The following is a 23,207-nucleotide window of genomic DNA, read 5'->3' as shown; positions in this document are numbered from 1 at the left end:
AAAAGTAAATACCTGAAATTAAAAATATGAATAAAATCTTTATTCGTCTTCACAAAAAGCGAAAAAAGACGTTAACAAACGTCGTTTCAACAGTTTTGAGAACCTTTATATTTCTCACAATATTAAGCTTCGGCTCTGCTCACGCTTATTCCACAAAAAAAACCACTATCTCTGGTGTTATTCAAGATAATAACGGTACTCCATTACCAGGAGCTACTGTATCCGAAAAGGGAACTACAAATGGAGCTCAAGCAGATCTGGATGGTAACTTCTCTTTAGAAGTTAATTCTTCAAACGCCATATTGGTAGTAACTTATATTGGCTTCATTACACAAGAAATTCCTTTAAATGGAAAGTCTATAATTACCGTTAAATTAGAAGAAGACGCTGCAAACTTAGAAGAAGTCGTGGTTATTGGATATGGTGAACAGAAAAGGGCAAACTTGACTGGTGCCGTTTCTATGGTGTCAAGTGAAACCATAGAGAATAGACCAGTTCAAAACGCAACACAGGCTTTACAAGGACAAATCCCAGGTTTGACAATTTCACAAACAAATGGTATTCCGGGTGCCGAAGGTCTAAATATGACTATTCGTGGTCTTAACTCGTTTGGCAGCAATAACTCCCCACTCGTCTTGATAGACGGTGTTGAAGGAAATATTGGAGATTTAGACCCAAGCGTTATTGAGTCTGTAAATGTCTTGAAAGATGCTTCTTCAGCCGCCATTTATGGCTTAAAAGCTGCCAACGGAGTGGTTTTAATCCAAACTAAAACAGGGGGAAAAGAATCTATGGTGGTTACTTATGACGGTAATTACCAAATAAGCAATCCTACTATGCTTCCTGAAATGATAACCAATTCCGTTGATTTCATGACTTTATATAATAGATCAGTAATTAACTCAAAAGGCTCTGCTACTGGTGGATATCCACAGAATGTAATAGACGCCTATCGGAATTCAATAAATGACCCACTATTTCCAAACACAGATTGGACAGATCTGGTTATGAGAGCAGGTACCGTGAAGAAAAACACAATCGGTATAAACGGAACATCTGGAAAAACATCATACAATCTATCGCTCAGCAGTTGGAATCAAGATGGAATGATTAAAAATACAGATTATAATAAGCATAATTTTTTCTTGAATTTTAAAAGTCAGATAACCAATAAAGTGACCGTTGGTGGAACTTTCATGGGTTTAGCATCAGACAGACAGGGTCCAAGTAACGACTTTGCTAGTCCATTACTTCAGACATGGTGGGTACGCCCAACTTGGGGGCCATACACTGCAGACGGAACTGGTCACTATGCAGGAAAAGCATTTTCAGGTTCGGCAATTGACCCTAGTGGACTTGTATTTGACGAAGGTTTTACCCGTGAGAATCCTATGGTAAAACTTGAAAGTCAAAACGGAACCAGCGATGAAAGATACAACTTTAATGGAAACCTTTTTACCAGTGTTAAGCTGCTAGAAGGGCTTGTTTTCGACGCTAAAGGTGCGTACAAGTTTGATTATTCACGTTCGAAAAATCAAGTCTTAATGCAAGATGAGTACAACTTCAGAACTGGAGAATATAACCGAACAACCCGTGACGCATCTAAAATTGATGTTGGCAACACTTTTTCAAGGGTAACTACCTTGTATTCAACATTAACTTACAACAAAAATATTCAGAATCATGACCTTAAGTTAATGGCTGGTTATAGTCAAGAGGCTAGAAAAAGAGAATGGACTAATTCTACAAGATTTGGAATTTCTAGCCAAACCCTTACTGAACTGGATGGAGCCGGAACCGCCAATCAGCTTACATCAGGTTCAACTACAGCTAGTAGTATACGAAGCGGTTTTTCTCGTTTCAATTATTCATTTAACGACAAGTATCTCTTTGAGGCTAATGTCCGTACAGATGTGAGCAGTAGATTTGCAGAAGGTAACCGTGTTGGGGTTTTCCCTTCCTTCTCTGCAGGTTGGCGTTTAGAGCAGGAAGCGTTTATGCAGAACATTGATTTTATCAGTCAGTTAAAGTTAAGAGCCTCATGGGGACAACTTGGGAATGACGGCAGCAACGACTATCCTTACCAATCCCGTTATGCATTTGGTAACTATAACGCCAACAACTTCCTTACCACACATACTTCTGGTTCTCATAGCTATCCTTTCGGTTCAGCCATTTCTTCTGGTGTTGTTCTTGAAAACTTCACAAACGCGAATATCACTTGGGAAACCACTACCATAACTGATTTAGGGCTTGATTTTACATCAAAAAATGGTTCCTACTTCGCTAATGTGGATTATTACCAAAAGGTTACTTCAGATATTTTGCGTCAGTTGCAGGTTTCTGTTGAGTCAGGAGCTGGTGGCCCACAAGTAAATAGAGGAGAAATGAAGAATACTGGCTGGGATATTGTCCTTGGACATCGTAAAAGACTTGGAGATTTTAGCTATAAACTAAGTACCAACCTCTCATGGTATAAAAACAAATTGGTGAAATATGGAGCTTCTGAAATAGGAACTACTACCATAAACGAAGAAGGTTATGCTTTCAATGATTTTTATATGTGGGAAGCCGATGGATATTTTAATACGCTGGCTGATATTGACAAGGCACCAAAACAACCTTTAACGCCATATTTAGGCGGTATTCGCTTAAAAGATCAGAATGGAGATAATGTAGTCGATCAGAAAGACCGAATCCATATTGATGGACAACATCCAGACCTCATGTATGGTGCTAATATCTCAGCAAAATACAAAAACATTGAAGTAAGTACATTCTGGCAGGGAGTTGCAGGTCAAAAATCATATCGCTCTTCGCATGGAGTTGAACCTTTTAATCAAGATGGGAATGCTCCTATCGTTTGGTTCACCGATTCTTGGACTCCTGAAAATACCGACGCTAAATTGCCAGCGGTATATAATGAGCCCCTAAGTATATACGGTGCTGCCCAATATTATAATTCATTTTGGTTAAAGAATACTTCCTATTTCAGAATGAAAAACATAACGGTTAGCTACGCCATTCCAAAACAAATATTCAGCAAACTAAAAGTTAAAAATGCAATGGTTTACTTCTCAGGAGACAACATACTAACCTTTTCTGGTGAAAACCTTTTCAATATAGACCCTGAGATTTTGACATCATATACCTATCCAATATCTAAGTCATTCACTTTTGGTGTTAAAGTCACTCTATAATTAAATCGTCAAATAATGAACACAAAATATATTTATAAATTTCTATTCATTACGTTCATAATGGCCTTAACAAGCTGTAGTGATGAATTTTTAAATCAACAACCCGGTGATGCCATATCAAGTGGAACCTTCTGGAAAACTGAAGGTGATGCTCAAATGGCTCTTACTGGAGTGTATAGTAATTTACAAACAAATTTCTATTCTACACTGACACTTAGTCAATGGAATGGAGGACCCCAAATTCAACAAGGTTGGGATGAATTAACAGATAATGCCTATGGTGCCCGAGACAATGGCTTTCGCGATATATTAACCGGCGTTTATAATCCCGACGGACAAGCACAACGGGCCATAAAAGGACTTTATGCAGTTAGTTATGTTGGCATAAATGGTTGTAATGAATTTTTGGATAAGGTTGATAATGTAACTGCCAGTGAAAGCTTAATAAATGAATGGAAAGGCGAGGCCCTTTTTATCCGTGCTTATTTTTACTATTATCTCGCGGCAACTTACGGTGACGTGCCTTTGAGATTGGAGGCGAGTACGGTAGAAAACCAATATACTGCTAAAAGCACTCAGAGTGAGGTGTTTGCCCAAATCTTAAAAGATTTAGACACGGCAATCACTTATCTTCCATCCGAAGCTTATGATGGGCATGTAAAAAAAGAAGCAGCTCTTGCCTTAAAAGCCCGAGTTTTACTCTACACAAAAGATTATGATAACGCTGCAAAAACGGCCAAGCAAGTTATTGAGGCTGGTAATTATAATTTATCTACTACCTATAATGATTTATTCCTTGACGCTGGACAAAATAATAATCCTGAAATCATTTTTTCAATAAAAATGACAGGAACTCCAGGTGAAAGTGCATTATGGTCCTCTCAGGTTATTGTAGGATTTTGGGGTAACATGCATCCTACCACCAGTTTAGTAAATGCCTATGAATGTACCGATGGAAAATCTATTTCGACTTCACCATTGTATAATGCAAGTACTCCAATGGAAAATCGCGACCCACGTTTAAATGCCACTGTATATCAGGGCAGTTGGAATCCATTAGTAGAAATAAAACCATCAACAGGATACACCTTCATTAAAGGTATTAATCCGACTGTGGTAAGTACTTTAACTCAGCCACAAAATGACGGAACGGACTTTATTCACATTAGATATGCAGATGTTTTATTAATGTATGCTGAAGCTAAAATTGAGGCCAACCAAATTGATCAATCTGTTTTGGATGCCATTAATAAAGTAAGAGCAAGAGCTTATGGTGTTGACTTTACTGACGTGGCTAACTACCCAGCTCTATTAATTTCAATGAATCAGGAAACTTTACGTGCAAAAGTACGCAATGAGCGACGGGTAGAATTTCCTCTGGAAAACTCCCGCTACTTTGATCTAAAACGCTGGGGTATTGCAGAACAAGTTCTGAATGGATTTAATGGGGACCCTGTTTCAAAACGAATTTTCCTGCCTAAACATTATAAATGGCCATTACCACAGGACGCGTTGAATAAAAATCCAGAATTGAAACAAAATCCAAATTACAAATAATTAGATATATAATATGAAAGGCAGCCATAATCGGCTGCCTTTCTCATTAATTACTTAATCCTATATGTTAACACATAGGCGTTTTTTGTAACTTGAGTCATATTGGTCGCGATTCAATAGATGTCTACTAAGAAAACAGAAACCTTTTATCCTAAAAGCCAAACAGAATGGAGAGATTGGTTAACAGAAAACCACTTTTCCCTGCCATCTGTTTGGCTTATTTTTCACAAGAAATCATCCTCAAAACCATCCATGCGTTGGAATGAAGCCGTGGATGAAGCCTTATGTTTTGGTTGGATAGATAGTAAAAGACAGACCATTGACAAAGACAGTTATAGGCAATTTTTCTGTCAAAGAAAAGCAAGTAGTACTTGGTCTAAAATCAATAAGGAAAAAGTCAAAACCTTAATAAGTAATGGTCAAATGACAGCCGCAGGCTTAAAGAGCATCACTATCGCTAAAGAAAATGGCTCTTGGTCAATTTTGGATACCGTAGAAGCCCTCATCGTTCCAGATGATTTAGAAAAAGAATTCACCAAATATTCTGGGTCAAAGGAATACTTCCAAAGCTTAAGCAAATCTCTTAAGAAACAGGTTTTATTCTGGATATTACAAGCCAAACGAGAAGAAACTAGAATGAAAAGAATCGCCGAAGTAGCAAAACTTGCAGGCATTAAAGAAAAGCCGAAACATCTTTGATAGGCCCTTTAACCAAATGATTAAGGTAAATCCGAATAACAGATAACTCCAAAACTCCTAGACCTGCCATTTTTACTTAGAATACTCTAACCTTTTAAGTGCCATACTTTTCGCAATTCCCTTAACTTTGTGTTTTCTTATTCCAAAGATAAATTCTTGCCCAAATGATTCATTTTTTTGGCGGTCAAGCCAATTCCGTTTTTGCTGTTCGGACAGAAAGCAATATTTCAAACGAAGACATCAAAAAATTGCTTTGGCTTTTCCAAAGTCAAATTGACCATAAACACTCCAAAACCAACGATATCCAAGGTGTGCTTAATGGTATTTTTATAGGTCCACGTGCTGCCATGATTACCCCGTGGAGTACGAATGCCGTAGAAATAACCCAGAATATGGGCATTTCAGGATTAATCAGGATTGAAGAGTTTAAAGAAGTACTTTCAGACGAAACTACTTTTGACCCTATGCTTTCGCAAAAATATAACAGCCTTACACAAGATATTTACACCATAAATATCAAACCTGAGCCAATAATAGAGATTGAAGATATTAATGCTTACAATCTTTCAGAAGGCTTGTCTCTTAATGAAGAAGAGGTTAATTATCTGGTAGAACTTTCTAAAAAACTTGAAAGAAAACTGACAGATTCAGAAGTGTTCGGTTTCTCACAAGTGAATTCTGAACACTGTCGTCATAAAATTTTCAACGGCACTTTTATTATTGATGGTGAAGAAAAAACAACTTCTCTTTTTAAACTTATTAAGAAAACGTCTCAGGAGAATCCGAACGACATCGTTTCTGCCTATAAAGACAATGTAGCTTTTGTAAAAGGACCTACAGTAACACAGTTTGCTCCAAAATCTGCGGACAAACCTGATTTTTACCAAGAAAAAGATTTTGACTCCGTTATTTCTTTAAAAGCAGAAACGCATAATTTCCCTACCACAGTAGAACCTTTTAACGGTGCTGCCACGGGAGCTGGAGGAGAAATAAGAGATAGATTGGCAGGTGGACAAGGTTCATTGCCATTGGCAGGAACAGCAGTTTATATGACTTCTTACTCTAGATTAGAAGAAAACAGACCATGGGAAAAAGCAATGGACGAAAGACCATGGCTTTATCAAACGCCTATGGATATTTTGATAAAAGCATCAAACGGAGCATCAGATTTTGGAAATAAGTTTGGTCAGCCTTTAATTTCTGGTTCATTGCTAACATTTGAGCACAATGAAAATTCTCGTAAGCTAGGTTTCGACAAAGTCATCATGATGGCAGGTGGAATTGGTTACGGGAAGGCATCTCAGGCCATTAAAGCTATTCCTCAAAAAGGAGATAAAGTAGTTATCCTTGGCGGGGAAAACTATAGAATTGGAATGGGTGGAGCAGCCGTTTCCTCTGCAGATACAGGAGAAATGGCTTCTGGAATTGAGCTAAATGCCGTTCAGCGTTCTAATCCTGAAATGCAGAAAAGAGCTGCCAATGCCATTAGAGGGTTGGTAGAAAGTGATGAAAACCCAATAGTTTCTATACACGACCACGGAGCAGGTGGGCACTTAAACTGCCTATCTGAATTAGTGGAAGAAACGGGTGGCGTCATAGACTTAGATAAATTACCAGTAGGCGACCCTACCCTATCTGCCAAAGAGATTATAGGGAACGAATCTCAAGAGCGAATGGGCTTGGTAATAGGAGAAAAGGACATAGAGACTCTTAAAAAAATAGCAGACAGAGAACGCTCGCCAATGTACACCGTAGGGGATGTAACAGGCGAACATCGCTTTACTTTTGTCTCAAAAACAACTGGTGCAAAACCAATGGATTTTGCCATTAGTGATATGTTTGGCAGTTCTCCAAAAACCATCATGGACGATAAAACTGTAGTGAGAAACTATGCTGATTTATCTTATTCTAAAGAAAAAATTGGCGAGTATTTGAATAAACTACTTCAGCTAGAAGCAGTAGCGTCAAAAGACTGGCTTACCAACAAGGTGGATAGATGTGTTGGTGGAAAAGTAGCAAAACAGCAATGTGCTGGGCCGCTTCAATTGCCATTAAATAATGTGGGTGTAATGGCTCTTGACTTTAAAGGAAAAGCAGGTATTGCCACTTCTATTGGTCATTCTCCTGTTTCGGCTTTGGTAAATCCTGCTGCTGGTTCCAGAAACTCCATTGGAGAAGCACTTTCAAACATTGTTTGGGCTCCGTTGACTGAAGGACTAAAATCAGTTTCTCTCTCTGCCAACTGGATGTGGGCTTGTAAAAACGAAGGAGAAGATGCCAACCTTTACAAAGCAGTAGAAGCATGTTCAGAATTTGCGATAGCCTTAGGAATTAATATTCCTACAGGCAAGGATTCGCTTTCCATGAAGCAAAAATATCCAAATGACGAGGTCATTGCTCCTGGTACCGTAATAATTTCTGCAGGGGCTGCTTGTTCAGATATTAAAATGGTAGTGGAGCCAGTACTTCAAAGAGACGGAGGAAACATCTACTACTTAAACTTATCGCAAGATAGCTTTAAATTAGGAGGAAGTTCTTTTGCCCAAATTTTAAACAAAGTAGGAACTGAAGTGCCTACCATTACAGATGCTGCTTATTTCAAAACTGCGTTCAATACCCTTCAAGACCTCATAAAAGAGGGAAAAATCAAAGCAGGACATGACATCGGAAGTGGTGGGCTAGTGACTACTTTATTAGAAATGTGTTTTGCAGAAGTAAACCTTGGAGCTGAGTTTGACCTAACAGCTTTAGGAGAATTAGATTTTGTCAAAACATTATTCAATGAAAATATAGCAGTTGTTTTCCAGGCAGAAAGCGACGTTGAAACTGTTTTTAAAACAAACGGCATTGACATAGTCAAAATAGGTAAGCCAAAAGATGGAAATGAAGTTATTATCAAAAGTAATGATGACGAAATGAGCCTAAACGTATCTGAACTTAGAGATACTTGGTTTAAAACATCTTTCCTTTTAGACCAAAAACAAGCTTTTAACGGAACTGCTGCAGAAAGATATAAGAATTATAAAAATCAAGCACTCAGCTATACTTTCCCAAACCATTTTGATGGCTCCAACCCAGTTATTGATAGCAAATCTGTAAGGCCTAAAGCGGCTATTATAAGAGAAAAGGGTAGTAATTCCGAAAGAGAAATGGCTAATGCCATGTTCTTGGCTGGTTTTGATGTAAAAGATGTTCACATGACCGACCTTATTTCTGGTCGTGAAACCTTAGAAGATATTCAGTTTATAGGAGCTGTTGGTGGATTTTCTAATTCTGATGTTTTGGGCTCTGCTAAAGGATGGGCAGGAGCGTTTTTATACAACGAGAAGGCGAATAATGCTCTTAAAAACTTCTTCAAAAGAGAAGATACACTTTCTGTAGGGATATGTAACGGTTGTCAGCTTTTAATGGAATTGGAAATGATTAACCCAGAACATGAAATTCATGGCAAGCTAATTCATAATGATTCTCATAAGCATGAAAGTATATTTACATCGGTCACCGTTCAAAAGAACAATTCGGTTATGCTTTCTACTTTAGAAGGTACTACACTGGGTGTTTGGGTTTCTCACGGAGAAGGGAAATTCAACTTGCCTTATGGAGAAGATAAATACAATATTGTAGGAAAATACGGATACAGCAGCTATCCTGCCAACCCAAATGGCTCTGACTTTAACACAGCCATGATGTGTGACATCACAGGTAGGCATCTGGTCATGATGCCACATATTGAGCGTTCTACATTCCCTTGGAACTGGGCATATTACCCTGAAAACCGAGAAGCTGACAAAGTTTCACCATGGTTAGAAGGATTTGTAAACGCCAGAAAATGGGTTGAAGCTAAAAATAGATAATGAATTTAGAGAGGTCCAGAAAACCTCTCTAAATCAAATTCAAATGCTCTTCCAAAGAAGCTATAGACCTTTCTATTATCAAATGATAAAATGGCTCTGGGTCATTGTTCATTTGAACATTCTCTAAAGCCTTATAGTATTTTATCCTTGACTCTGGGTCTCCTTTTAAAATAGCAATGGTATAGCCATGCTGTAAGAGAATAAAATTCATAATTAAACGAGAGGTTCTACCATTCCCATCCAAGAACGGATGAATACTCACGAGTCTTTCATGCATTTCTGCTGCTAAAATAACAGGGTGCATAGCCCTTCTTTGTCGATCGTAATGAATAAAATATTCTTCCATCAATTTATCTAAAAGAAATGGCTGCGGTGGCATAAACTCTGAGCCACCAATGCTCACTGGCACATTTCTATATTTTCCTGCATTTTCGGTATCAATGCTTTTAAGCACTAAACGATGTAAATCTAAAAGACTACGTCTTGAAAGTGCCTCCTTTTCCGTAATAAGAGCTTCCATGAAATGAATAGCCTCTGTGTGGTTTATAGCCTCCAAGTGCTCCTTCATGCTTTTCCCACTAATAGTAACACCTTCCGCCACTACAAGCTGCGTCTCTTGTAGACTGAGCGTATTGCCTTCAATTCGATTAGAGTCAAAGGTATACTTAGCCCCAAAATACTCCCTCATCTTCTTCAACTGCGTTGAGTTCAAAGGCTTTAGTGTGATCCATCTTTCTTTTAAAGCATCAAGCCTCTTTAGCTTCAGCTTTACCGCCTCGCCCAACTCCGGCACCTTTAAACTATTCGGACTTTTCGAGTATTCCACGCGTGACGCTGCAGCCATTAATAATTCCACTGGTCTATCTTCATATTTGACCAATTCCAAAATTCTATCTACCACCAATTCTGATTTCAAGACACTATAGGAAATTTTATAACCATCTGCCAGTGACATCAAGTGATTGGCAGATGGCAGCCGCTTACCAGATTCATATTTAGAAAGCAATGCTTGATCTATACCAGTATATGCTGAAATCTCTTGAATTTTCAATCCAATTTCTAACCTACGTGTTTTCAGAATTTGATTTACCATAACATGACAAATTTAGTAATGACAATTTTAGTCATATTTGACCGCAAATAAAATAGACAACCAATATTTAGCTATCTATTTAATAATAATATATTTATGCACTACTCGGTCACAAATCTAAATCCAATCCCATGTACATTCTCAATTTTTAACGATTCATCTGGAGCAAGCATTTTACGCAACCTAGTTATAAAAACATCTAAACTTCTACCTAAAAAGTAGTCATCTCTTCCCCAAATCTGAGTCAGAATATCCTCTCTTTTTATCACTTGGTTTTTTCTATCACATAAAAACTTCAGAAGTTCCGCTTCTCTGTGCGTCAGCTTCTGAATACCATCTTCCGAATCTAAAATTAACTGTGAAAAACTAAAATTATATTTACCAATGATATACTCATTTTGTTCATTGTCAATATCAGAAACAGTACTCCTTTTAAGAAAAACCTTTATTCTTAAAGTGAGTTCTTCAATGCTAAAAGGTTTCGTGATATAATCATCACCACCTATTTTAAGTCCTTCTATCTTATCTTCTTGTAGTACTTTAGCCGTTAAAAAGATAATCGGAATTTGCTCGTTTTGTTCCCTAATCTTCTCTGCCAAGGAGAATCCGTCAAGCTCAGGTAACATTACGTCTAAGAGACATAAGTCAAATTTCTCCTTCTTGAAATTCTTAAAGGCCTCTTTCCCATCTGCAAAATGAGATATTTCAAAGCCTTCTTCTTCTAAATTATCTTTGATGACATAACTGAGATTTTCATCATCTTCCACATAAAGTATTTTTGCCATTATTTCGCTTGGGGTATATTTATTTTAAAGGTGGTCCCTATTTTATATTCACTTTCTACACCTATTTTCCATTTATGAGATTTTACAATTTGTTGGACATAATTAAGACCCAGTCCAAAACCCTTTACATTATGAATGTTCCCGGTAGGCACTCTATAAAACTTATTGAAAATTTTCCCTAGATATTCCTTCGGAATTCCTATTCCTTTATCCTTTACTACTAATACTACGCCAGCGGCATCGTTATAGGTCGACACTGTAATGTCAACAGGTTTCTTGGAATATTTAATGGCGTTTTCCACAAGATTTCTAATTACACTCAGTAGATGCACTCTATCCGCATAAACAGAAGTTCTCGTAGCCTTTAGATCTAGGGTCAAACCATCACCTATTTCCAACCTTACCCCTTCCAAAACCTCAGAAATTAGAAAATGTAACTCCTGGAGCTCAATATCAAGGTTTAGTTTCCCTTTACCAACCTTGGCAGTCGTAAGCACAGCCTCTACCTGATTTTTTAGCCTTAGATTTTCCTGTTTAATAATCTGAACGTATTTCCTAAAACGTTCTGGCTGCTCCAAAATTTTACTTTGAGCTAACACATCTGTAGCCACCCTAATAGTAGAAATAGGTGTTTGGAATTCATGTGTCATATTATTGACAAAATCTCTTTGAACCTCACTAAGTTTCTTCTGTCTTAAAATGACAAACATCGCATAAACAAAGAAGCCAGTTATCAATAGCGTTATAAATGAAGAAAGAATCCAGAAGTCAAGATTTTGAAACAAAAAGCTGCCTTTTGAAGGAAAACGCACACCAAAATAATTCAAAAACTTATCTGTCTTAGGCAATATGGTGGGCTCTATATTATCAATCTCAAAATTAGCATTAACACTACCACCATATCTAATCTCGTCGGTATCGCAGTCGTAAATACCGTACTCAAAACTAGTATTAACATCATGCCTTTTAAACTCTTGCCTAAGATAATGCTCTAACACCGAAGCATCTAATGGAGTTCTCAAATTGACTACATAATAATCTTCCTCTAGACGTTCTACTGGGGTTTCTATTTCAGCCAAATCGTAAATTCTTGAAATATTGCTGGCTACTTCACTCAATGCTTCTACGGCAGACTTCCTAAACCTGTCGTTCTCGATATCATAGGCTCTTTTAACCCAAAATATCTGGATTCCTATTATGGCGGCTATGGCTAAGCTACCAGTAATTATAATAAGGCGGATAGCGTTACGTGTCAAAAGCAGTTCTTTTATGGAAAGTCTTAATTATTACAAATATAAGACAAAATGGCATATTCTGGTTTAACCACGTAATACCTGCCCAAATTCTTCTTAAATGGTAAAGTTTTGAAATAAAATATCAAATAAATCATATGTTCTACTTATAAAAGGGTTATAATCGACTAAATATTATCACTGAATAAAATGAAAACCAAAACTGCTTTATTAGCCGGAGCCACCGGCCTAATCGGTCAATCTCTTCTAAAAAAACTATTAAATTCAGACAATTATCATGAAGTCACAATCCTAGTCAGAAAGAAAATTGAACTGGATAACCCAAAACTTGTTCAAATAATCGTTGATTTTGACCATTTAAGTAGCCTTGATGTTCATGCAGAACATATATTCTGTACGCTTGGAACCACCATAAAGAAAGCCGGAAGTAAAGAAAACTTCAAGAAAGTAGATTTTGACTACCCTATTAAACTAGCAAAACTAGCAAAAGAAAATGGTTCAGAACTCTATGCCATAGTGACTGCTATGGGTTCTAATCCAAATTCTAGCATTTTCTATAATAAAGTTAAAGGTCAAACGGAAGATGCTTTAAAAGGTTTTAATTTCACCCATTTGGCTATATTTAGGCCTTCTATGTTATTGGGAGACAGAAAAGAAGTGAGAATAGGTGAAATAATTGGGCAAGCCGTCATGAAAGCTTTGAGCTTTTTGACACCTAAAAAATATAAAGCCATTCACGTCAATAAAGTCGCTGAAGCCATGGTCTTATACGCAGAAAGACCCAATAAGGGTCTTTCCATAATATCTTCAGAAAAAATGCTATAAAACTAGTCCCACTTTAGCTCAGAACTGGTAAAATCATCAGAAGTGTCTATGTCTACATCTGTATTCTCTACGGGATCAGTTTTTACAGTTGGCTTATCATTTGAAATGCCATTTTCCGTTTCTTCATTTACATCAAATTGTTCAAAATCAAAATCTGGTAACAGTTCTTTCTTAATATGATCCACGGTCTCTTGAAGAGCATCCACAAATTTGTTGAAATCCTCTTTATAAATGAACATCTTACTTTTCTCATAAAAGAAGTCTCCATCTCTTTGTTGCCTTCTGCTTTCCGTTACAGTAAGGTAATAATCGTTTGACCGTGTTGCTCTAACATCAAAAAAATAGGTGCGTTTCCCTGCACGAACTCGTTTGGAGTATATCATCTCTCTCTCTTCTTTTTGCACTGTAGATATAGGGTTTTGAGGTTAATAATGAGGTCAAAAATAGTTTTTTATTAAATACAGCCAAAAAAAACAATCACAAGTTTTCCATGAACGCAATATAAATATCAATCAATCCATTTTCATTAACTATATTCATTTCACAATTTAACAAATATTAGCGTTAAAGAAGACTTAGAGGTAACCGAAATACTTAACTTTGTACTCGGAACAATGCATAAATATGTGAAAATCATTTTATTAGTTTTCATCTTAAGCCTATTCTCTTCTGGCGAGGCTGTTATAAAGAAATTCGAACCATTTTTAGGTACCGAGTTCAAAGGTAAAGCGTCTTATTACGGACCAAGACTCCATGGAAAGACTACTGCGAATGGAGAAAAACTGGATCAATATGCCTTAACATGTGCTCATAAATACCTTCCTTTTGGAACCATGCTTGAGGTTAGAAACCCAGAAAAAGGTACGGAAGTTATTGTAAGGGTTAATGATAGAGGCCCTTTTGTAAAAGGAAGAGTTATAGACGTTTCTACAGAGGCGGCAAAAAGGCTTCAAATGACCGATTCTGGTATCGCAGATATCGAAGCTACTGTGATAGGTGTTGATGGGAAAATTTTCCTGAAACCTACAAGTCCTTTTTCTAGGACTTTAAATTCAGAGGCTTCCGAGGAAGAGGTAGCTCTCCAGAAATAAAAACTATGAAGAAATTAGATTTAGGGAAAGTTAGAGAATATGGCAGTGTAGAACTTTTGGCCCGTCAAATGGTAGAAGGTTTCATCACTGGACTTCATAAATCGCCGTTTCATGGTTTCTCCGTAGAATTTGCGGAACATAGACTCTATAACTCTGGAGAAAGTACCCGTCATATAGACTGGAAAGTCTTTGCCAAAACAGATAGACTGTTTGTAAAGAGATATGAAGAAGAAACTAATTTAAGGTGCCATCTTCTGATAGATACTTCTTCCTCCATGTATTACCCTAAAGAAAATAATGGAAAATTAGTCTTCAGTTGCCTTGCAGCAGCCACATTGGCGAACCTAATGAAAAAGCAACGTGACGCGGTAGGTCTTACCACATTCTCCGATAAAATTGAATTTCAATCCGCCGTAAAGTCTACAGGAGGCCATATACACCAAATATACCTAGAATTAGAACGCCTGATGAATCAGGAACAAACTTCCAAAACATCCTCCGTTGCAGAGTCTTTGCATTTGGTGGCTGATAGTATTCATAAGCGTTCTTTGGTGGTCATATTCAGCGATATGTTTGAGAAAATGGAGGATTTAACCTCTACTTTCTCAGCTTTACAACACCTTAAGCATAATAAACACGAAGTACTCCTTTTTCATGTTACCGACCATAATACTGAAAGAGATTTCGATTTTAGTGAACGCCCTTACGAATTTATCGATATTGAAACCGGAGAAAAAGTAAGAGCTCAGCCATCTCAGGTTAAAGAGCATTACCAATCTGCAGTCCAAAACTTCTACAAAGATTTGAGATTAAAATGTGGTCAATATAAAATTGACTTCATAGAAGCAGACATAAACCAAGGGTTCGACCAAATCATGGCGGCTTTCTTAACCAGAAGGTCTAAAATGAAATAAACCTAAGAGCCTTTTAAATAAGACTCTAGCTCGGCTTGTTGTGTTAAATGATGCCTCATATGAAATTCTACATTCAGAAACCACTCTTTTGCGTTCAGCATTCCAAAATAGAAATGCTCCGTTTTATATAAACCGTCGTCTTTAGAGACCGGTACTGCCTTAGCTAAAATAGCATCTCTGAGCTCCGGCATTTTCTCTCTATAGTAAACAATCTCCTTACCTATGACTGGATTTGTATCCTTATCTGGTCTTTCGAACTTCTGATTTAAAGCAAAACCATTTTTATTTAAAACATAAGAACCCGCATCCGTCTTTTCTCCGCCATACTGTCCTTTCCTTTGTTCTATACATCTATTAATATTGGCTAAAAAGAAAAAGTAACCAGAAACCAAAACATGTTCATACATCTGAGATAAAGACCAAATCTCTACTGATTTTTTAAAGGCAAAATCTTCTTCAGAATAGGTTTGGAGACCTCTTAAATAAGGTTGAAAAGTTTCAATTAGTTTCTTTTCCATAGTTAACGTTTAATAATTAACGGTTCACTTTCTACATGCCACCTATTCACTGCTGTCACCATATAAAAATAAGAAATTCCCTTTTTTCGGCTCTTATCTATCATCTCCGTGGTAGAAAATATTCCAAGGATTCGCTCAGGATCCGACAGATTAAATTCTTCTTCCTTATCAAATCTATAAACCACGTATTTAAGGTCCTCTCCATTGGGTTTAGACCAACTTAAACGCAGCCCTTCCACAGTTTCTTCTAATCTAAAGTTTCTGGGTGCATCCATTTTAGGAGCCATAGCCCCATTAACTTCCGGCAATAAAACAGGATATTTATATCTTACCTGAATAGAGTCTGCCAAGCCCATACCATTCTTAATTAGCGTATTGGTATTATAGAAAATACTTCCGTTCACTTGGCTGCTGAATCTGTTATAATCAATCTGCCTCGCTATCTGATTCGGGTCTCGCCAAGCCTTCATAGAAGAATTGGACTCAACCCTATAAACCCCATGTCCTATAAATAATTTAGCCTTACCACGGTTTGCTCCCCACCAATCCGTCAGTGTACCATAAGGCACCAAAGTGTGTTCAAAAGGAAAATAGATTTGAGGGGCAATATAATCTATCCAGCCCTCTTGAGCCCATTTCCTAGTATCGGCAAAAAGAAAGTCATAAGATGGCTGCCCACCCCTAGTATCGGAACCTTTTGGGTCGTCTGATTTATTTCTCCAAACGCCAAACGGGCTGACACCAAAGCTTACCCAACTTTTTTCTCTCTTAATCTCGTCAGAAATACCTTTAATAATTAAATCAATATTATTTCTTCTCCAATCCTCAATATTCCTAAAGCCATTTGGATACTTCTTAAAAGTACCTTGATCTTCTAGGGTTAGTCCAGTTACCTTATAAGGGTAGAAATAATCATCAAAATGTATACCATCCACATCATATTCCTTAACGATATTCATCACAATGTCAATGATATAATTTCTCACTTCCGGGATTCCAAAATTATAAAGCTTGTATTCTCCGTAGGTCAAAAACCAATCTGGACGAGTGTTAATCAAATGATCCCCTACTATAGAGCTACCAGCCCTATGCCTACCTCTATTTAGGTTTAACCAAGCATGGAACTCCAGCCCCTGTTTATGGGTCTCCTCTATCATAAATGCCATAGGATCATAAAACGGCATAGGCTCTTTGCCTTGTACTCCTGTAAGCCACTCAGACCATGGTTCCTTACTCTTAGCATAAAAAGCGTCTGAAGCTGCCCGCACCTGAACTAAAAGAGCATTTATTCCTCTAGCTCTATGATGACTTACAATTTCAACATACTCCTTCTTTTGTATATCCGAACCCAACCCCTTTTTGCTTGGCCAGTCTATATTGGCTACAGTAGCTACCCAAGCCCCACGAAACTCTCTTTTAGGTATTTCCGTGTTGTTATGTACTATTTGATAAGTTGGCGTTTTAATATCATTTTGAAGAATTTCTAATGGTTTTTTAGAACAAGAATAGAATAGAACCAAGACCAAGCTAAAAGCTGTAAGTAACTTGAGCATCAAATGCAGTATTTATTTCGGCTTAAAAATACTACAAAAACAATGGTTAAAGTATTTTTTGCTACATTTGCTCCGTTAATATAAAGAGATTAACCTCTTAAAAAGCTTTTATCGTTTTGACAAAACGAAATTTTCCCAACATTAAAGTATGAAAGAATACGGAAGCAATATCCAGAAGCTGGTGGAGCATGTTATTTCTGTACCAGACAAGGACAAACGCACCAAACACGCCCATATACTTATAGAACTTATGCGTCAAATTCATCCTCAAATGAGAGATGGAAATGATTATTCAAAGAAGCTATGGGATGACCTTTACATCATGGCGAATTTTGATTTGGATGTGGATAGTCCGTTCCCGCCACCACCAAAAGAAATTCTTGGTAAAAAACCAACCACTATGCCTTATAGACAGGCTCAACTGAAACATAAATATTACGGAAGAAATATTGAATTGTTGGTTTTAAAAGCGGTTGCAACAGAATCATATGACGAGCGTAAGGCTTTTGTGTCTTATCTGGTTAAACTTATGCAAGGTTTTTTCCTTTCATGGAATAAAGACAATATTCAAACAGACACTGTACTTCAGCAGATTTTAGTCATGTCTGAATATAAATTACAGAAAGAAATAGATGCTATTAGAAAGGATGGATTAATTCCTGATGCCAATCCAAAGGATGGAAACAGAGTCCCTAATCGATTTAACAACGCACAAACTTTCCGTAAGAACCAAACAGGTGGCCCTTCATCCAGTGGAGGCAAAAGATTCAAAAGCAATAATAACAAAAATAAGAACAGCAAGTTCAAACCCAAACGTAGGTTTTAAACCTCTAACTTTCCTATTTACACATGTCTTCATTCAAAATTACAGGTGGCAAAAAGCTTCAAGGTGAGCTTACCCCTCAAGGAGCTAAAAACGAAGCTTTACAGATTCTTTGTGCAGTAATACTGACCAAGGAAGAAGTAGAAATCCATAACATCCCTAACATAAGAGATGTGAATAAACTCATAGAACTTCTAGAAGATATGGGCGTCAAACGCACCAAATTAGGAGAAGGTTCTTATAGATTTGAAGCAGCGGATGTTAATTTCGACTATTTTGAAACCGATAGCTATAAAGAAAAAGCTTCTTCTTTAAGAGGTTCTATCATGTTGCTTGGACCTATGTTGGCTCGTTTTTCTAAAGGAAAAGCCCCAAGACCAGGTGGAGACAAAATAGGGAGAAGACCATTAGATACACACTTTATTGGTTTCCAAAAGTTGGGAGCTACTTTCACCTATGAAGCAGACGATGCTTTTTATACGGTGGCAGGAGAAAGCATGGAAGGCGGATACGTGTGGATGGATGAAATATCTGTAACGGGTACGGCAAACGTTGTTATGGCTGCGGTAATGACCAAAGGTATTACCACCATTTATAATGCAGCCTGTGAGCCTTACTTGCAACAATTATGTAAAATGCTTAACCGCATGGGAGCCAAAATCACGGGAGTAGGCTCTAATTTACTTATCATAGAAGGTGTGGAAGAAATGGGAGGATGTGTTCACACCATGCTTCCTGATATGATTGAAATTGGGAGTTTCATTGGCCTTGCGGCAATGACCCAGTCAGAAATCACCATCAAAAATTGTCAAATTAAAGAATTGGGCATAATTCCTGACACCTTTAAGAAACTAGGCATACAGATGGAATTCCGTGGCGATGATATTTATATTCCCGCTCAAAACAATTATGAAATAAATACGCTGATAGATGGCTCTATTTTAACCATTTACGATTCTCCATGGCCAGGATTTACGCCAGACCTTATTTCTATTATTTTAGTTACCGCTATACAGTCTAAAGGAACCTTATTGGTGCATCAGAAGATGTTTGAAAGTAGACTTTTCTTTGTCGATAAGTTGATTGACATGGGTGGTCAAATTATACTATGCGACCCACACAGAGCTACTGTAGTGGGACTTAACAGGAGTCATAACCTTAGAGGCATCAGAATGACATCTCCAGATATTAGAGCAGGGGTGGCTCTATTGATTGCCGCACTTTCTGCAGATGGCACGAGTATCATTGATAATATTGAACAAATAGATAGAGGTTACCAAAACATTGACGAACGCCTTAATGCCATTGGAGCTGAAATTGTAAGGGTTTAATTCCAGATGAAATTATAAAGAGGGCCTAGTGTCCTCTTTTTTTATGCCCTAGACCTTCAAATTGATTTAACTTACATTTATAAACTCAACCCATATCAAATGAAAATAACATTCACGCTCCTCCTATTTATACTCTCCATAAACAGTTTCTCGCAGGAAAACTGGAAGCTTAACTTTCCAAAATCAGAAGAAAAGGCTACAGAAATACCAGACAAAAGTAAAGTCTGGGTGTTTATTATGGCTGGACAGTCGAATATGGCAGGAAGAGGTTTTGTAGAACCACAAGACACATTAAGCCAAGAACGAATCCTTTCAATTAACTCAAAAAGTGAAATCATCTTAGCTAAAGAACCCCTTCATTGGTATGAACCTAATAATACAGGACTAGACTGCGGACTTTCTTTTGCACAAAACCTTCTTCTAGAAATCCCTGAAGATGTAAGTATTTTAATGCTTCCAGTTGCGATTGGTGGAAGTTCTACAACACAATGGGTGGGCGATTCTACCTATAGAGGGGTTCAATTATTAACTAATTTCAAAGAAAAAGTGGCGATTGGAAAGAAGTATGGCACTATTAAAGGCCTTATTTGGCATCAAGGTGAGAGTGATGCCAATGATCGTTTTCTGCCTGAATATAGCACTAGAATAGAAACACTTTTCAAACAATTCAGAAAAGATACTGGCCATAAAAAACTCCCCATCATCATGGGTGAATTAGGGGGCTATCGTCAGTCCGAAAATTGGCTAGAACTAAATAACAAAATTCATGCTTTATCATCAAAGAATAAATATACAGATTTCATAAGCACACGAGATCTCAATCAAAAGGGCGATAATTTACATTTTGACACTGAGAGTCAGCGAAAAATGGGTAAAAGATTTGCTGAAAAATATGTTTTGATAACCAAATAATGTACATAGGAATTGATTGAGTCAAGTCAATTCCTAAAAGGAGAATAATTGATATCAATTCCATCAAAATTTAGCTAATTTTGATACTTAGTGAATCTTCAAAAAAAGTTGTTTTAACCCCAAATGGCAAAATCAAAAAGTCCAAAAGAAACTCCATTAAATAAGCAATTCAATCAAATAAAGTCCAAATATCCTGGTGCTTTGTTGCTCTTTAGAGTAGGAGACTTCTATGAAACTTTTGGAGAAGATGCTATCAAAGCTTCCAAAATTCTAGGCATTGTACTTACCAAGAGAAATAATGGTGGTTCCAATCAAGAATTAGCGGGTTTTCCACATCATTCTTTAGATACCTATTTACCTAAACTAGTCCGTGCTGGTCAGCGAGTGGCTATTTGTGACCAACTGGAAGATCCAAAAACAGTAAAAGGGATTGTAAAAAGAGGGGTAACAGAGTTAGTGACACCAGGTGTTTCTTATAATGACAATGTCCTACATACCAAACAAAATAACTATTTAGCGTCTATTCAGTTTGGCTCCAAAGAGAATTATGGCATTTCTTTTTTAGATATATCTACAGGGGAATTTTTATGCACAGAAGGTTCTGCATCTTACATTGATAAACTGCTACAGAGCTTTGCACCAGCAGAAGTCCTCTACTGTAAACAAAATAATGCCAAATTTAAAGAGCTTTTTGGTGACCAATTTAACACTTATACTTTTGACGATTGGGCTTACACGTATGACTTTGCCTACCCCCTACTGACCAAACATTTTAATACCACTACCCTCAAAGGTTTTGGAATAGAAAGTTTAAAAGATGGTATTACTGCAGCAGGCGTCATTTTACAATATTTACAAGACACAGAGCACAGAGACGTCAATCACATCTCTCATCTTGCCAGGCTAGACGAAGATAAGTTTGTATGGCTTGATAAGTTTACCATTAGAAATCTAGAACTGGTTTTCCCGCAGCATGAGGGCGGGGTTCCTTTGATTGATATTTTAGACCAAACCATTACCCCAATGGGAGCTCGCTGCCTTAGAAAATGGGCAGTTCTTCCATTAAAGGACTTAAAGCCTATTCAAGACCGACTAGATACCGTTGAGGTATTTGTTAATCAAGGTGATCAGCTGGAGGAAGTACAGTCTTTACTGAAACCCATAGGAGATTTAGAAAGATTAATATCTAAAGTGGCGGTGAGAAGAATTAGCCCACGAGAAATAGTCCAGCTAAACAGAGCCCTAAAACAAATGGCTCCTTTGAAAGAAATTCTAGAAAAGCTGAGTGAAGAAAATGTCATATTCAAAAAATACGTTGACCAACTAGCCGATTGTAAATTTCTGGTTGAAAGAATTTCGGAACAGATAAAAGATGATGCCCCACATGTAAGCAACCGTGGCGGAATGATAAAAACGGGAGTTGACCCTGAACTGGATGAATATCATGAAATAGCATTTTCGGGGAAAGATTATTTACTCGGTATTCAAAGGAGAGAATCAGCCAATACTGGTATCAGCTCTTTAAAAATAGCTTATAATAAGGTATTTGGATATTACTTGGAAGTTTCAAATGCCCATAAGGACAAAGTACCAGCGGAATGGATAAGAAAGCAAACCTTGGTCAACGCGGAAAGATATATCACCGAAGAATTAAAGGTTTACGAAGAAAAAATCTTAACGGCAGAGAGTAAGATTTTTGATATAGAATTCCGTATTTATAATGAGCTGGTACTCGCTGCTGGAGAGTTTGTTCCACAAATCCAACAGAACGCAAGAACGATTTCCGCTCTAGATGCATTGGCCTCGTTTGCTGTAATTGCCAATGAAAACAAGTACTGCAAACCCACTATTGACGATACCAGTATTCTGGACATTAAAAACGGCAGGCATCCAGTCATAGAAAACCAATTGCCTTTAGGTGAAAGCTATGTACCCAACGACCTCATATTAAACGACAGCGAGCAGCAGATAATTATTGTAACCGGTCCTAACATGGCTGGAAAGTCGGCCTTATTAAGACAGACCGCCTTAATCGTACTGATGGCACAGATAGGATGTTATGTCCCTGCCGAATCTGCTCGTATAGGTTTGGTGGATAAAATATTTACACGCGTAGGTGCCAGTGATAACCTTTCTAGAGGCGAATCCACGTTTATGGTAGAAATGACCGAAACGGCATCCATTTTAAACAATCTAAGCGAAAAGAGCTTAGTAATAATGGACGAAATAGGACGTGGAACCAGTACTTATGATGGCGTAAGTATAGCTTGGAGTATTTCGGAGTATCTGCATAATAATAAGAAATTTAAGCCGAGAACCCTTTTTGCCACACATTACCACGAGTTAAATCAACTTACAGAAGATTTCCCAAGAATAAAGAATTTTAATGTAGCTGTAAAAGAAGTAAACGGAAAAGTGGTATTTCTTAGAAAACTGAAAGAAGGCGGAAGCGAACACAGTTTTGGTATACACGTAGCTCAAATAGCCGGAATGCCGCAATCCATAGTTCTAAGAGCTAGCGAATTACTTCACCATTTAGAAAAAGACCAAGTCAAAGAAAAAAACTCTGAGAAAATTAAAGACGCTCCCAAAAACAACTTCCAGCTCAGTTTCTTTGATGCCCAAGACCCTAAAATGCAGGAGTTAAAAGAAAAAATGGAGGCTATTGATGTTAATACCCTCTCCCCTATTGAAGCTCTTTTGAAGCTAAATGAATTGAAAAGAATTTTAGGCTAAGTCCTTCCCATAGGAGTAATTTAAAAAAAAAGAAGCCCTCTTTCCGTCTACAGGAAAGTGGGC

At 37.4% G+C, this 23,207-nt stretch carries 17 protein-coding genes; 11 read left to right on the top strand and 6 right to left on the bottom strand.

The features are described 5' to 3' along the window. The first annotated feature begins 26 nt into the window (after nt 1-26). The 4 genes from ACSBFT_RS01610 (at nt 27) to purL (ending at nt 9,310) form a co-directional block, all read left to right on the top strand. Nucleotides 27-3,200, top strand: a complete 3,174-nt coding sequence (locus tag ACSBFT_RS01610; protein WP_489603085.1) for a SusC/RagA family TonB-linked outer membrane protein — start codon at nt 27-29, stop codon at nt 3,198-3,200. 60 nt (nt 3,201-3,260) lie between these two features. Beyond that, complete coding sequence (locus tag ACSBFT_RS01605; RefSeq protein WP_489603083.1) at nt 3,261-4,757, top strand: RagB/SusD family nutrient uptake outer membrane protein; 1,497 nt, start codon at nt 3,261-3,263, stop codon at nt 4,755-4,757. 120 nt (nt 4,758-4,877) lie between these two features. Continuing rightward, nucleotides 4,878-5,456: a YdeI/OmpD-associated family protein gene (locus ACSBFT_RS01600; RefSeq protein ID WP_489603082.1), complete on the top strand. Its 579-nt coding sequence runs from the start codon at nt 4,878-4,880 to the stop codon at nt 5,454-5,456. A gap of 164 nt (nt 5,457-5,620) precedes the next feature. Continuing rightward, nucleotides 5,621-9,310, top strand: coding sequence for a phosphoribosylformylglycinamidine synthase (purL, locus tag ACSBFT_RS01595; RefSeq protein WP_489603080.1), 3,690 nt, complete (start codon nt 5,621-5,623; stop codon nt 9,308-9,310). 28 nt (nt 9,311-9,338) lie between these two features. On the opposite strand, the gene ACSBFT_RS01590 is transcribed toward purL, so the two are convergent. The 3 genes from ACSBFT_RS01590 to ACSBFT_RS01580 form a co-directional block, all read right to left on the bottom strand. Continuing rightward, complete coding sequence (locus tag ACSBFT_RS01590; protein ID WP_489603078.1) at nt 9,339-10,403, bottom strand: Fic family protein; 1,065 nt, start codon at nt 10,401-10,403, stop codon at nt 9,339-9,341. 101 nt (nt 10,404-10,504) lie between these two features. Then, on the bottom strand, nt 10,505-11,188 hold the full coding sequence (locus ACSBFT_RS01585) for a response regulator transcription factor (RefSeq protein ID WP_463044854.1): 684 nt from the start codon (nt 11,186-11,188) through the stop codon (nt 10,505-10,507). Further along, on the bottom strand, nt 11,188-12,444 hold the full coding sequence (locus tag ACSBFT_RS01580) for a sensor histidine kinase (RefSeq protein WP_463044853.1): 1,257 nt from the start codon (nt 12,442-12,444) through the stop codon (nt 11,188-11,190). The genes ACSBFT_RS01585 and ACSBFT_RS01580 overlap by 1 nt, the downstream gene beginning before the upstream one ends. Nucleotides 12,445-12,630: 186 nt before the next feature. Here ACSBFT_RS01580 and ACSBFT_RS01575 point away from each other — a divergent pair, with 186 nt between their 5' ends. Then, entirely contained in the window at nt 12,631-13,266 is a 636-nt protein-coding gene (locus ACSBFT_RS01575) for an oxidoreductase (RefSeq protein WP_463044852.1), read from the top strand. 2 nt (nt 13,267-13,268) lie between these two features. Here ACSBFT_RS01575 and ACSBFT_RS01570 read toward each other — a convergent pair whose 3' ends face one another. Beyond that, nucleotides 13,269-13,670 (bottom strand): DUF3276 family protein, encoded by a 402-nt coding sequence (locus tag ACSBFT_RS01570; RefSeq protein WP_489603076.1) that lies wholly within the window; start codon nt 13,668-13,670, stop codon nt 13,269-13,271. A 222-nt stretch (nt 13,671-13,892) separates the two neighbouring features. Here ACSBFT_RS01570 and ACSBFT_RS01565 point away from each other — a divergent pair, with 222 nt between their 5' ends. Together ACSBFT_RS01565 and ACSBFT_RS01560 are read left to right on the top strand one after the other, a co-directional pair. Further along, nucleotides 13,893-14,357: a septal ring lytic transglycosylase RlpA family protein gene (locus ACSBFT_RS01565; RefSeq protein ID WP_489603075.1), complete on the top strand. Its 465-nt coding sequence runs from the start codon at nt 13,893-13,895 to the stop codon at nt 14,355-14,357. A 5-nt stretch (nt 14,358-14,362) separates the two neighbouring features. Further along, nucleotides 14,363-15,271 (top strand): DUF58 domain-containing protein, encoded by a 909-nt coding sequence (locus tag ACSBFT_RS01560; protein WP_463044849.1) that lies wholly within the window; start codon nt 14,363-14,365, stop codon nt 15,269-15,271. Between the two features lie 2 nt (nt 15,272-15,273). Here ACSBFT_RS01560 and ACSBFT_RS01555 read toward each other — a convergent pair whose 3' ends face one another. Together ACSBFT_RS01555 and ACSBFT_RS01550 are read right to left on the bottom strand one after the other, a co-directional pair. Beyond that, nucleotides 15,274-15,789: a DinB family protein gene (locus tag ACSBFT_RS01555; RefSeq protein WP_489603073.1), complete on the bottom strand. Its 516-nt coding sequence runs from the start codon at nt 15,787-15,789 to the stop codon at nt 15,274-15,276. A gap of 2 nt (nt 15,790-15,791) precedes the next feature. After that, a complete protein-coding gene (locus tag ACSBFT_RS01550; protein ID WP_489603072.1) occupies nt 15,792-17,342 on the bottom strand; it encodes a glycoside hydrolase family 10-like protein in 1,551 nt (516 codons plus the stop codon). A 148-nt stretch (nt 17,343-17,490) separates the two neighbouring features. Here ACSBFT_RS01550 and ACSBFT_RS01545 point away from each other — a divergent pair, with 148 nt between their 5' ends. The 4 genes from ACSBFT_RS01545 (at nt 17,491) to mutS (ending at nt 23,144) form a co-directional block, all read left to right on the top strand. After that, the gene (locus ACSBFT_RS01545) at nt 17,491-18,168 is read left to right on the top strand and encodes a DUF4290 domain-containing protein (protein ID WP_489603070.1); all 678 of its coding nucleotides are present in this window, start codon (nt 17,491-17,493) and stop codon (nt 18,166-18,168) included. A 23-nt stretch (nt 18,169-18,191) separates the two neighbouring features. Next, the gene (murA, locus tag ACSBFT_RS01540; protein WP_489603069.1) at nt 18,192-19,496 is read left to right on the top strand and encodes a UDP-N-acetylglucosamine 1-carboxyvinyltransferase; all 1,305 of its coding nucleotides are present in this window, start codon (nt 18,192-18,194) and stop codon (nt 19,494-19,496) included. A 99-nt stretch (nt 19,497-19,595) separates the two neighbouring features. Next, nucleotides 19,596-20,408: a sialate O-acetylesterase gene (locus tag ACSBFT_RS01535; protein WP_489603068.1), complete on the top strand. Its 813-nt coding sequence runs from the start codon at nt 19,596-19,598 to the stop codon at nt 20,406-20,408. Between the two features lie 123 nt (nt 20,409-20,531). Beyond that, nucleotides 20,532-23,144: a DNA mismatch repair protein MutS gene (gene mutS / locus ACSBFT_RS01530; protein ID WP_489603066.1), complete on the top strand. Its 2,613-nt coding sequence runs from the start codon at nt 20,532-20,534 to the stop codon at nt 23,142-23,144. Nucleotides 23,145-23,207 lie beyond the last annotated feature (63 nt).

This window comes from Arcticibacterium sp. SM2516, from assembly GCF_057914865.1.
This window is presented reverse-complemented; position numbering and strand designations above follow the sequence as displayed.